8 protein-coding genes are annotated in these 13,642 nt (G+C 33.4%); 5 read left to right on the forward strand and 3 right to left on the reverse strand.

What is annotated here, in order from left to right; all coding sequences use genetic code 11:
• Positions 1-102: 102 nt before the first annotated feature.
• Together fabA and H3S88_RS09455 are read right to left on the reverse strand one after the other, a co-directional pair.
• Positions 103-624 (reverse strand): bifunctional 3-hydroxydecanoyl-ACP dehydratase/trans-2-decenoyl-ACP isomerase, encoded by a 522-nt coding sequence (gene fabA, locus H3S88_RS09450; RefSeq protein WP_039127647.1) that lies wholly within the window; start codon positions 622-624, stop codon positions 103-105.
• A gap of 153 nt (positions 625-777) precedes the next feature.
• Complete coding sequence (locus H3S88_RS09455) at positions 778-2,358, reverse strand: AAA family ATPase (protein ID WP_370528600.1); 1,581 nt, start codon at positions 2,356-2,358, stop codon at positions 778-780.
• Between the two features lie 327 nt (positions 2,359-2,685).
• On the opposite strand from H3S88_RS09455, the gene H3S88_RS09460 reads away from it, so the two are divergent.
• From H3S88_RS09460 to H3S88_RS09480, 5 genes are all read left to right on the forward strand, one after another.
• Positions 2,686-4,512 carry a DUF3413 domain-containing protein gene (locus H3S88_RS09460; RefSeq protein ID WP_198228697.1) on the forward strand — a complete coding sequence of 609 codons (1,827 nt, stop codon included), beginning with the start codon at positions 2,686-2,688 and terminating at the stop codon, positions 4,510-4,512.
• A gap of 635 nt (positions 4,513-5,147) precedes the next feature.
• Entirely contained in the window at positions 5,148-7,514 is a 2,367-nt protein-coding gene (locus H3S88_RS09465) for a type VI secretion system Vgr family protein (RefSeq protein ID WP_198228696.1), read from the forward strand.
• Positions 7,514-8,413, forward strand: a complete 900-nt coding sequence (locus tag H3S88_RS09470; protein ID WP_198228695.1) for a hypothetical protein — start codon at positions 7,514-7,516, stop codon at positions 8,411-8,413. The genes H3S88_RS09465 and H3S88_RS09470 overlap by 1 nt, the downstream gene beginning before the upstream one ends.
• A 28-nt stretch (positions 8,414-8,441) precedes the next feature.
• Positions 8,442-12,710 (forward strand): toxin VasX, encoded by a 4,269-nt coding sequence (locus tag H3S88_RS09475; protein WP_232354028.1) that lies wholly within the window; start codon positions 8,442-8,444, stop codon positions 12,708-12,710.
• Positions 12,711-12,728: 18 nt separating this feature from the next.
• Positions 12,729-13,415, forward strand: a complete 687-nt coding sequence (locus H3S88_RS09480; protein WP_198228738.1) for a hypothetical protein — start codon at positions 12,729-12,731, stop codon at positions 13,413-13,415.
• A gap of 39 nt (positions 13,416-13,454) precedes the next feature.
• On the opposite strand, the gene H3S88_RS13265 is transcribed toward H3S88_RS09480, so the two are convergent.
• The coding region (locus H3S88_RS13265) for a hypothetical protein (RefSeq protein WP_232354029.1) at positions 13,455-13,642 on the reverse strand (188 nt) is incomplete at its 5' end.

Consider the following 13,642-nt stretch of genomic DNA (forward strand, 5'->3'; position numbering starts at 1 on the left):
AAAGCATAACCAGTATGACAATCGCTTATAAAGCTAACTGAATAAATTCGGTATTCTATTCTTATATTTTAAGCAAATATAAGAATAGAAAGTCAAAAAAATTTAAAATTCACTTGTATCTTTAAAAAGACCCACTTTTAAATCAGTTGCTTCGTAAATTAATTTACCATCGACAAAAACTTCACCATCGCCAATACCCATAATTAATTTACGGTTAATAACACGTTTGAAATGAATTTTGTAAGTAACTTTTTTATTGATTGGAAGTATTTGACCTTTAAATTTAACTTCGCCTACACCTAAAGCGCGACCTTTACCTTTACCGCCAATCCAGCCTAAATAAAACCCAACTAATTGCCACATAGCGTCAAGTCCAAGACAACCAGGCATTACCGGATCATTTTTGAAATGACATTTAAAAAACCATAAATCGGGATTAATATCAAGTTCTGCCTCAACATAACCTTTACCAAAATTACCACCATCCTCATTCATTTCGATAACGCGATCCATCATCAACATTAAATCAGACGGTAATGGAGGACCATCATGACCAAATAGTTCACTATTGCCTGATTTAATCAGATCTGCTTTATCATACGAAGATTTACGTTCAAATGTCATAGGAAAACCTTTTATCTAATGTAATTACATGCATGGCAAATATAATTAAATTATTAAGAGCCATGCTTTAAAACCCTAAAAGCGAGTAACGCACTTCATTTTAATTTATTAATCAATCAATCAATCAAATGCTAAGATAAAGTTTATTGGGTATTACTGTTTTTTGCAATATTTTTGCCATTTACTAAGCCAGCTATCATGCTTTTTGTCTTGTATTAATACTGATTGCATACGAGCATGTATCAGTTTGTACAAGTTGATGCTACTATTATCTTTATAAGGTACTCCTGTAAGCAGATAAAGTGCATCAGCGATATGCTCGACAGTCCAAATTGAAAACTGCTCTTCTTCAATGGCCTCAATAACTTCATCATTTAAACTTAAATGACGTTGATTGGTCGCAGGGATAATCACACCTTGTTTTCCAGTTAAGCCTTGATGTTTGCAAACAGCAAAAAAACCTTCAATTTTTTCATTTACACCGCCAATAGATTGCACATGGCCAAACTGATCAACTGAACCAGTGACTGCAAGTTGCTGATCGATGGCTTGCTCTGATAATGCGCTTATTATTGCGCAAAGTCCAGCAAGAGATGCACTATCTCCATCAATTTCATTATAAGACTGCTCAAACACTAATGATGTGGAAAAAGGGAGCTGGTGATTAATAGCAAATTCAGACATTATAAAAGCCTGCATAATCATCATGCCTTTAGAATGGATACTGCCCGCTAAATCAGTTTTCCGCTCAATATCAATAAATTCTCCATCCCCAAAATGAATAAGGCAGCTTAAGCGTGTTGGCTCGCCAATTGCTTTTGGGTATCCAGGATATTCAATCACCGATAATCCATTAACTTGACCCACAACTTGATCTTTTGTGTTAATCATAATTTGATTAGTAAAGATTTCATCATGTAGTCTTTCTTGCAAATAAGCTTCATGCCAAGATTTTTGTTTTATTGCTTGGGTAACAGCAAATTCATTTATAGCATTATTTTGTGAAAAATGTGTCGCATTCACCAAAACAGAATTAATCCAATCTACTGAAAGGGGTAAATAATATTGATCGCCTGTATAGCGGGTCGCTTCTTTATAAAGTTTACCAATCGCTGAATTATCAATATTAGGCAACTGTTGCTTATCAGTAATAAATTTTAAGTAATCAACCCATTGTTCAATATCTTCTATTGATTTTACTGGTAATTCATTTTCAAACTCAGTATAGATTGAGGTTGCATAAAACTCTGGTTCAAAATCTTGCAACTCAGCTAAACTTAATCTATCACCAACAAAAATAACACGTAAATCTAGAGGCATTTTAGGAATTGACAAGGGTAACGGGTGTGATTCATCAGACGAAAACCATTCAAATTCTTGTTTAATGACCATCTGTTTTAACTTTATCCAAAGCTCTGGTTGGCTTAGTAATGAGCGTAGCCCTAAAATTAAAATGCCACCATTAATTTGATGAACTAAACCTGCTTGTAGCTTAATCTGACCATTTTCAGGTTGTCTGACGCAACCAAAAAGCTTTTCAGAATCGACAGCGGAAACAGCTAAACAACTATCTTGAACGGCAAAATTATCTTGCTTACTTTTTGCTTTGTTCAGTGTGATTTTATTTTCATTGAAAAAATAGCTGTAGCCTAATTCTGATGATGACAAATCAGATTTAACCGCTTGCTCAAGTAAAGAAAATAAAAGTTCACTTTCAGGTGCTTTTAGTAGCATAAATCGTGGACTATAATTTGTTCTTGTATGCGGGCATAACAAAGATAAAGCCGAAGCGATGCGAGGTTGCCATTTAAGTAAATGGGCTGATTTATCTGACACCAATCTGGTTGTATCTACTTGGGTACTCAATGCAGAAATTTTTGTTAAATCAGGTTGGATGTGTTGTGATTTAAGTTGTGTAATTGCCAAAGTTATAGTCTTTATTGTTAGCTGAATAGATCCGAGAATTATAACAAGTATCGATTATAACGCCAACAAGTTACCTAAATCTTTATGCTAACGAATAAAAAAATTACAGAAAGATTTTTTAAAATCAGGTAAACTATGCCACAAATTAATTTGTACTTACCATCTCATCATTACCAACGATTAAATATGCTCAAACTTAAAAGTAACCACTTCAAAGATGAACAGACCACACAAATTGTCAGTTGGGGTCATTGGTTTACATTGTTTAATGTATTTGTCGTAATTGCTTTGGGAAGTCAATATTTATTTATTGCTGATTGGCCTCGTACTTTTATGGGGCGATTTTATGCAATTATTAGCGCAATTGGTCACTTCAGTTTTTTAACATTTATTGTTTATCTGATCTTACTTTTTCCGTTAAGCTTTTTTATTCGTTCGGCTTGTTGGCAACGAATGATTGCCATAATCATTGCAACATTGGGTATTGCACTACTTCTAATTGATATTGAAGTGTTTACGCAATTTAGGATGCATCTTAATTTATCGATTTGGCAACTGTTAACAACGCAAAAAGCCTCATTTTTAAGTACTAACCTGATTATTATTCCATTCATTCTACTTTTAGAAATATTGTTTGCAACATGGAGTTGGAAAAAATTACGCAGTTTAAGTAAGCGAAAATGTTTTGCTAGGCCTATAGTCATTCTTTTTATGCTAAGTTTTGTCTCTTCCCACTTAATTCATATTTGGGCTGATGCCAACTTTTATAGGCCAATAACCATGCAACGGTCAAGTTTGCCTCTTTCTTACCCGTTGACGGCTCGGCATTTTCTTGAACGTTACGGTTTTATAGAAGAAAATGACTATCGCAATCGTATTACTCAAGAAGGCAATCCGTTTGCACTTGCAATTGAATATCCGTTAGATCGCATTACTTTTGACGATACACAAGTATCGAAAAAAAATGTGCTTATGATAGTGATCGATGGTTGGAACTATAGTTTACTGACGGAAAATATGCCGTGGTTAAATGACTTTGCAAAAAGTAATATTTACTTTGGTAATAATTATGCTTCAAGCAATCAATCTTATTTAAACGACTTTTCACTGTTTTATGGTTTAGATCCAAATTATTACAACAGTATTTTAACCAGTCATAAAACGTCTACTTTATTTGAGGTAGTTAATCAGCAGCACTATAACTTAGGTTTATTTTCAACAGAAGGATTTTCGGAACCTCTTTATCGTTATGCATTATTGTCTAACTTTACCTTGCCTGATCCTATAAAAAAGAATAACAAACAGACAACAGATAATTGGATCACATGGTATGCTAAACAAAATGAGTTAAATAACCATGCGCCACTGTTTTCTGTTATCCAATACTCTTTGGCTAACAAAAATAAAAAAATGTCAATATCTGCATTAGAATCTAATGCGGCAAAACTCGATCAATATTTAAAATCGATAATTGATCATTTAAAACAGTCAAATCTATTTGATAATACTATTATTATTATTGCGGGAACTAACGACATAAAAGTTGATAAAGTTAAAAAGACAGCTTTACGTAATGATATTAATAATTTTAATCGGGAATATCTAAAAGTACCATTAATTATTTCTTGGCCAGGTAAAGAAAATCTTAAATTTAATCATGTTACCTCGCAAATAGATATATTGCCGACATTGATGCAAGATGCATTTTATGTAACAACATCTCCTCAAAAGTATAGCCAGGGTAATAATTTATTTAATCAAATTTCGAAACAATGGGTTATTGCAGGTAATGAAAATAAAATTGCCGCGCTTTATAAAGATAAAACTATTGTCATCGACGAATATGGTCGTTCTAAAGTTTATGATTTAACGGGTAAACAACTGAAAAATGAAAAAATCAGCTTACCTATCTTTTTACAAATTGTTACCGAGAATCGACGTTTTATGGTAGTGGACAATTAACAGTTTAGATTAAAGAAAACGGATTTATTTAAGTTAAAAAAATAATTAATCACTTCTTTATTAAAAAAATTGTTCCCCAAATTTCAGATTTAATTTTGTAAAAAACGTGAACACAAATAAAATATTTAATATCCATCCATACAAATCATTTATAAAGATCTGTTTAATTACGGTTCTTTTTCACAAATAAACAATAAGCTAATCAAAAATTCTGAATAAGAATTTCATTCAAAAACCGATAAAATTGACAATTAAAGACTCAATAATGCGCATTGATAGATAGAAAAATTATTTATTAAAGCAAATTGTTGAATTTTTAATTGATAAAATTAATAAATCAGATATAAGTGGCTGAAATTAGAGCTTTCGATGTTCATAAAGATTGTAACTTTATTAATTTTATAAATTAAAAGCTCAATTCGTTTACTCAAATAACGTCATGATCACAGGAATTATTTTTAATATTAGCTATCAAATAATTAACAAAACATAAAAAAAATTTACAAAACCATTGACCGTCCAATTTGAGGTTGTGTATTATTTATATCTTCTGTTTGTTTTTTGATTAAATAATAATTCAATAATATTTAATTGGACTATATCAACCGTTTTTTGAGTTAACCAAGGATCCCAACATGGATATAAAGGAGATAAAAGGAGTAGTTGCCGATAGCTTTTCTTCTTTAGTTAGTAATTTTTCACATAATAACTATTCTCTATCAATTGAAAATATTGAAACTTCTCAAATTTCAATATTATCGATAGAAGGTCATGAACATCTAAATCAACCTTGGCAGTATACCATACATTTTACTAGCCAAAATAAACAAATCGCTATTGCATCTGTGCTTAGTCAATTTGCCTCATTGACTTTTCACCCTGCCAATTTACCTAGTGAATTGATTAACATCGGTTCATCAATAGCAAGTGACAAACCCAAAACCATCTATGGTGTTATCACTGAGTTTAGTTTAATTTCAATTAGCAATGACGAAGCACATTATCAAGTCATACTTGAACCACGAATAGCATTACTGGCTAACAACCATCAAAGCGCAATATTCCAAAATAAAAGTGTGATCGATGTTGTGGAAGAGGTTTTGCGTAATCATAATTTTACAGGTGTTGATTTTCGCTTCGAATTAAACCAAACCTATCCTATTCGAGAATTTATTACTCAGTGGCAAGAAAGTGATTTAGCTTTCATTCAACGACTACTGGCAGACATAGGTGCTTATTTTTATATTAGTACTCATTTAGAACATAATTGCGATACTATCGTCATCAGTGATTATGAACAAGGATACCAAGATGCTGGAAGTACTATTATTAAGCAACCAAATGGTTTAAATGACAGTCAGCGTTATAGTGTATGGGATTTACAATTCAGTAGTAAAACAAAACCTAACCAAGTTAGTGTTAATGATTACAATTATCGTATGGCTGACAGTTCACTTTATGGCAGTGATAACAGTCAACCAAATGATACTACTACCCGTGGTGAAGATTATCGTTACGAAGAGCATCATAAATCGCTCGGTGATGCACAGACAGTTGAAAGTGGTAGTTGGTATGCACACATAAGACATCAACATTACATGAGCGAACAACTCATTATTTCGGGCAAATGTAATGACTATAAACTCATTCCTGGTCAACATATCACTATTGAAGATTGTCCAATTGCAGATATAAAAGACGGTATTATTATTGTTTCGACCAATTGTACGGGTAATCGAACTGATTCTTATCAAACACAATTCACGGCTATACCCTATGATGGCCTTAAACCGTATCGTCCTGCACCATTGCCATGGCCACAAGTAAGTGGCACCTTACCTGCAAGGGTAACAAGTCCTAATGATGATACTTATGGTTATATTGATACCCAAGGCCGCTATCGTATTAAATTCAATTTTGATTTAAAAAATTGGAAAAAAGGTGAGGAAAGTTTATGGGTCAGATTGGCAAAACCGTATGCTGGTGATACATATGGCTTTCATTTTCCCCTTATCGATTCTACTGAAGTCGCCGTAGCGTTCACTAATGGTAATCCAGATCGTCCTTATATTGCTCATGCTATGCATGACAGTAGCCATCCAGACCATGTTACCACTATCAACAAACATCGCAATGTGATACGCACTCCAGCTAATAATAAACTGCGAATGGATGACAAACGCGGACAAGAGCATATAAAGCTGGCAACAGAATTCGGCAAAACTCAACTTAACCTTGGTCATCTGGTTAATGAAAAAAAAGAACAGCGAGGTAGTGGGTTAGAGCTACGTACCGATGAATGGGGGGCGATAAGAGCAGGTAAAGGGTTATACATAACCAGTGAAGAACAAGTAAAAGCGGGTAATAAACAGTTACAAATGGATAGTGCCATTAGTGAGCTTGCACAAGCCAGTGAAATGGTGAAAAGGCTCAATGAATTGGCACAAGCGGCTCAAGCCGAACTTTCTGATTTACAAACACAAAAACAGCTATTTGAACAAAGCTTACAAGAATTAAAACAACCAGGAATATTAACTTACTCACCTTCTGGGATAGCTGATGTGACTCCAAGTTCAATCCAGCAAACTGCGGGTGAAAACATTATTCAAACAGCGCAAAGCAGTATTGATGTTAACGCCTTTAAACGTTTTATGGTAACCGCTGGCAATATGATTAGCCTTTTTGCCAATGCTATGGGTATAAAAATATTTGCATCAAAAGGTAATGTAGATATCCAAGCACAAAATGAAGAAATGTTATTAACTTCTAAGCAAGATATGAAAATTACAAGTACTGACAGTGAAGTCATTATCTCAGCAAAGAAAAAACTTACTCTTGCGTGTGACGGTGTTGCTATTGTATTGGAAAACGGCACTATAAAATTTATGGCTCCTGGTGATATTGAAGCGCATGTTGCTAGCTTTGGTGTGATAAGTCCATTAAGTTACAATGGCAGTTTACCTGAATTACCAGCAGGTAGTACATGTAAGGAGAAAGGATAATGAAGCAACAATTAATTGCTCTGCTGGATAATGAAAATAACCAAAAATATTATCGTTACTTATTGCTTGATCCACTCACATCGGTAAGTGAACTTGATTTTGTTGGGTTAAATAATATAAAAGATTTATATGGTGAACAAGCCGTTACACCAGTTGTCAGAAAAGATTTAGCTTATGACTTAGACGCTTGCCCGCAATTAGTAACGCTTGGTAAACCAAACCAAGAGCTTGAAAACCGATTACTACATTTTAGTTTGATTGAAGCAAAAGGTGAGATATTGCAAAGCAAACGTTATGTATGTTGCTGGCTAGTGAGTCAATATGAGCCCAAAATTGTGGCTAAAATTTTATCTGAAATTGGTATGCATTTAACCCAGTTTTTAGGATCAATATTTGTCCCTTTTTATGAGCCGTTTCGGATGCAATTGTTGCATCAAGGTAATCTAATCTGCCCGGAATTTTTGGCTGATTTATTGAGCAGTTTTGTGAGTTACAGTTATTTAACAGTTAATAAAACTATCGAAACTATTAATAATTTAGGTTACAAACCGAATCCATCAACTATCTTTTTGAGTGAAGATGCAAAATTTTATAATCAACATATCAAAAAGATTTTTGATATCTATTTATCACAAGCAAATATTTATATAAAGCTTGATAAAGAAACTACCCAAATTAATTTACTCGATTTGGCCAGAGCCTATCACAGAGCTTGCTCTTACGGTTTAACCAATTTAAATGATCAACGAACTTTCACAATAATGACACTTCGTTATGGTAATCTACTGAGTAATAGCACATTAAAAATGGCTATAGATCAAGCTAAGTTAAATGAAGGAAGCTTATCAGAAAGATTTCAAGCGATAGATAGACAAGAGTTTTTATCGATAAAAAAGTAAAATAAATAAGAATAAATAAGAATGAATAATGGAAGAAACAATGACCGGTAATTTAGAAAATACAGAACAAACAATAAGCAAAGAAAAACAAAAAAAAGCAGAAGATTTAGAAGATAGAATAATTTATGGTGAACTGGATAAAGGAAAGGATTCCCATTCACCTTTAGCCAATGGCAACTGTGGTGTATGTGAACGTAAAGGTTTTCCGATTTTTTTAGTCCGAAAAGCACCGGTTAGTGCAACTTTTATATCAAAACATAATATTGGTATCGCTGAGAAAAAACTCTCTGACGACAATCGTGAACCGGAAGTGGATTTAATTACTCATAAATATGTGTATCGAACCTTACGGGTAGGTTATGTTTATATTCTAGTTAAACATAAACAAAAAGGTTGGGAATTCATGGGATATGAAGTCACTCCATCAGGAGTATTTCGTCATAAAAGCATTACCGATGTTAAAGAACGCAATGTTAAAGAAATTCCAACAGGCTGTACTAAAGATGGCAATAATCACCATATACCCGGTTCTTTTATTAATATAGATACCAGTGTGTATGAAGGCGAAGCCTATATAGCCTATACTCGCAGAGCTTGGTCACAAGGAAAAAACAGTACTATTGAAAAATACCTTAAATTGATGAACGAATCTTCCATTACCATCGATTTACCCTCTAAGAAAGAGCAAGATTCATCTGAATCGCAAGATCAAGCAGCTCAACCCGCTGAACGCAATACAAAAACGATTGACTTAGATACTGCATTAAAACGCTTTACCAAAATAAATTTGAATGAAGAGTCTTACAAAGATCCTGATAAGCTTACTGAAGGGGGTAAACGCAGTTTTAGATTTAGTTCGTTAGAATCTGCAAATTCATTATTAGAATTAGCCGTTGATCCAAAAATGATAGTGCATAATGAAAATAATGATGAGAACAATCAAAAAGAGTTAATCCAAGACGAAAACACCTTTATAACTGCCCATAAATTCAATTCACTACGCGACCGTAAAGGATACGGCGTAGAAAAAGGAAACGGCGTAGAATATGAATATGAGGCTGAATCTAGAAAATTGGAAGACCAGATTAAAAAATTTCAACAATCGGGCAAATATGTTGTACCGGTCGTTATTGTTGAAGATCCATTTGGTATTGCTGAAGAATTAAGTCTACAGCGTCAGTTAAAAATTGAACCGATAGCGCAATCGGTTGTAAAAGCGGAAGAAATATATAATAAAAAAATAGATGAGCACTTTAGAAAATTATTTGAATCCAATAAACGGTTAGATGAAAAACTCAAGGAAAGTCTTGATGAAAATATAGAAAAATCAGAGGAAAAGCTTTCTGACATAGAAGAATATAAGCCAGCTTACCATGCGGTAGTGAAAACTTCAGTTGCTAAAAGCAAGTATTTTAGTGAAGAGCGTCTTCACCTGCGTAAAACATTATCACTTATTAATGATTATCGAAACCAAATTGAATCGATAGAGATATCCCAAGCCAAAGATATGATTTATTATGATTATATTTCTATAGGGAAAGCAGGCCCTAGAGAGATAATAGAAGTCTGGCCAAATTCAAAAAAATATTTAAATGAAGGGCTTATCGAAATCCCCTTGAGTGAAGAAGAAAAGCGTAAACAACTGGAAAAAAAGCAAAAAGGACAAAATTCAGACCTTATTTATAAAGATGTTCGAGCGTTCCGATGTGATAATACTATTCTACAAGCTACTAAAGAAAAAATTGCGAAAGAACGAGCTAAATACGATAATTTACTTGATTTGGAAAAAGAAAGAAAGTTTCTTGAGGAAGATAAAGAGGATTACAATGCTATTTTGGAGTCAATATCAAATTTTTCACAAGATTATTTTTATTATTTAACATGGCTATTTGGATTTGAGGGTTGTTCAGAATATGCACCAAAATCAATCAATAAGTTTAATGATTGTGAATTTTGGCTGATTGAGTGTGATACCAATGCATCCAATAACCATGTTGGGTATCTAACCGATTTTTTAGCCTTAATTGATTTTGCTTATTTAGGGGGCATTAAGACCGAAGAACAAACAGCCGTATGGGATTCATTACTAAATAACAAAAATAGTCTGCTTTATCATATTATTGACGGTAAAAAAGGCAGTTTTTGGGAGCTTGTTTTACATAAACGTCTTAAAATTATGGAAGATGAACTGTCGACAATTTCTGAGTTCCAACCACAATTAATGCATGAAACCAATAATGAAGAAATTAAAAAACATCTGCAACAGCAGGAAGAAAATCAACTGAAAGCAGAGCAGGAGCGACAACAACAAACTAAAATCATTTTACAAGAACTTGAAGCTGAACAGCCCCAAAACCAATTGGATGGGAGTTTTTTCAGTGAAAAAGGTCAATTAATGTTAACGCTTTACTCCATGTTATTAACACGGGTATCTTCAGGAATAACTAATCGCCCTACTGAGAAAGCTGAAACACAAAAAGACAGTTTGATCAAACAAAATGCCAAAAAACTCATGATTGAAAGTGGCCTAATTGTTAATGGGGAATTAATATTATATTTACAGTTACAAAACATCCCGGCCCTTGAATTAAATTCAATACAGACTTATTTTGAGCCGTTATCCCACAGTGCCACTCCATTACCAATGTTTGATTATACGGTATCGGACAGTAGTCAACAAGCCAAAACTGACTGGGATTTTGTTGAACGTAGATTGAATTATATGGATGTGGCCAATAAAATAGCTGAAGTGGCGAATGCACCAAGAATCCTGGCTAGTGGTAGGACATTTTTCCGTGCAGTGTGCCGCTATTTTTCAGGCGATCCATCGGTAATGAGGTTCCCATTTAAAGATTTAAAAAAAATATTCATTCAAAGCTATAATAATATTAAAAAAATGAATGGAGAATCTATTTTAAATTCAGTTAAAAACGCAGGATTAAATCCTACCACCAGAGTGAATGCCATAAGTGTTGGTATTGCTAGCAGTCAGTTGTTAACAGCTGGATTACAAGCAGGTGTTACTTATATCCAATATCAGGAAAATTTAAAAAAATTAGAAGATAATTCGATTGGTGAAACAATACGCTATGAAATTAAGCGTGATGTACAGTTTGGTTTTTATAAAGTTGTGGCGGGATTCACAAATACCATAAATGAATTGCTTAAATTTGCTGATTTAACGCTGAGTCAAGCTGTCAGAACATTTATTACCAACCGAGCAAGTTTAAGCACGTTAGTTAATGGTATATTTAAAATCTCAGCTGGTGCTGTAGGTGTTATGGGCATAATTAGCAGTGTGATTTCCATTACTGAAGGATGCTTCCTTTTTGCTAAAGGAATGCAAAAAAGAGGTGCTGTTGGTACAGCTTTGTGTATCGCAGGTGGTTTACAGGTTATATCGGGGATTGCTAGCTTAGCACAATCGATAGGCTTAATGTTATCCATATCTATGTTCAGCGGACCTATTGGCTTCGCGATTTTTGTGTTCATATTGGTGGCACAACTTGTCATAACTATTATCCAAAAAATATTTAAAGATGAATCAGACGATTGGGATAAAATGCAAATCTGGTTTAATAACTGCTTGTTTGGCACCAAATCATCAGATAAAGGCATCGCTTATGCCGCGACCTTTGATAGTATGGCACTGGAAATTAATGACTTTATGGCAGCTTTGATTAATCTAGATGCAGTAATACAATTACAAGAAAAACCAATTTATTACTTAGAACAAATGCGAACATATAAGGATTCTAAAGAAGCTTATGATCAAGTAGGTCAAAAAGAAAGAGCTATATATGAAGTTGCAAAATATTGTCGGGAAATTTATATCTCATTTGTTTTACCCAACTACATACCTAAACAAAGTTATTTTGAAGCCATATTAAGGTTTTTTGATAGAAATAATAAAGAAACCGTTGCTTTAAAAATTACCAAAGGTGATTCATTTCCAATTTTAGAGTTTGTCAACGGTTCACCAGAAGATTTATTGATAAAACGGCAGGAGCCACTAAAACCTATTGATAATATAAATCATTTAATTCCAAGTAAGGTGGGACAAATTGAGTCATATAAAAAAGCAACGGATTCAAAAAATAATGAATTGAATTATTTTCAAGTTTTTTATAAAGTGGGCGAATTTTGTTATATAAGTATTGAAGAGATTTATTTACAATTAAATTATTGGCCGAAAGGTGAAACGTCGCAAAATAGTCAAAATAAAATTGTTGACAACCAACCATTGATGATTTATTACACTTATAAAAATCATCACTCCCCTGTGAACGGTTTTTAAGATATAGGAAAATAGATAATGAAACATAATGTCCAATTAACAATCCTAATACTTGTGTCCAGTCTTCTTTTTGGTTGCGATACCTATGATAAAGAGGAGTTCAAAAAATCAGCTCAAAATATGTATGATGGAGTTCAAACTGACCTCAAAATCAAAGGAAATTTCTGTTTTTATTTGGGTTCTGTGAAATTTCCTTATACCGACGAGCCAGTATTAGCAGATGATATTCAGTGGGCAATTTGGAATAAAACTAAATTAGCTAAAACTTTACCATTATTTGCAGAAATAGGCTTATTAACTCGTCAACCCGTTGACGGTAAAGAGGGACTTTATCATTATGATTTAACAGATTTAGGACGTGAATATCAATATGAAGATATTGATAGTCGAGATGTCGAACCAATTTACGATAACTCGTTTTGCTATGGACCGATAAAAGTCATTAAAGTTACAGATGTGAGCGAAAAAACGTATGAACGAGGTTTGAGCGGTTATAATGAGACACAAATATCTGTTTATTTTGATTATCAAGTCGTTGATACGCCTGAATGGGTTATTCACAATCAAGATAAACTTGAAGCTCTGTATGATTCTAGTTCCGTACAATTGCCAAATGTTACTTATCCTCACATGCTACTATATATAAAAGGCAAAGATGGCAAACTATATCAAAAATCTTCTCCTTATTTTCTTAAGCAGCCTTAATTGAGCATATTATTAATTAAGAATAAATGATGAAAAAAATTATCCAATTAACAACCGCAATATTTTTAACGAGTCTTCTTTTTGGTTGTGATACCTATGATAAAGGTTAGTTAATGGTGTATTAAAAATCTCAGCTGGTGCTGTTGGTACAGCTTTGTGTATCGCAGGTGGTTTACAGGTTATATCGGGGATTGCTAACTTAGCACAATCGATATGCTTAATGTTAT

Source organism: Gilliamella sp. B14448G11, assembly GCF_016101765.1.
Lineage (GTDB): Bacteria > Pseudomonadota > Gammaproteobacteria > Enterobacterales > Orbaceae > Gilliamella > Gilliamella apicola_N.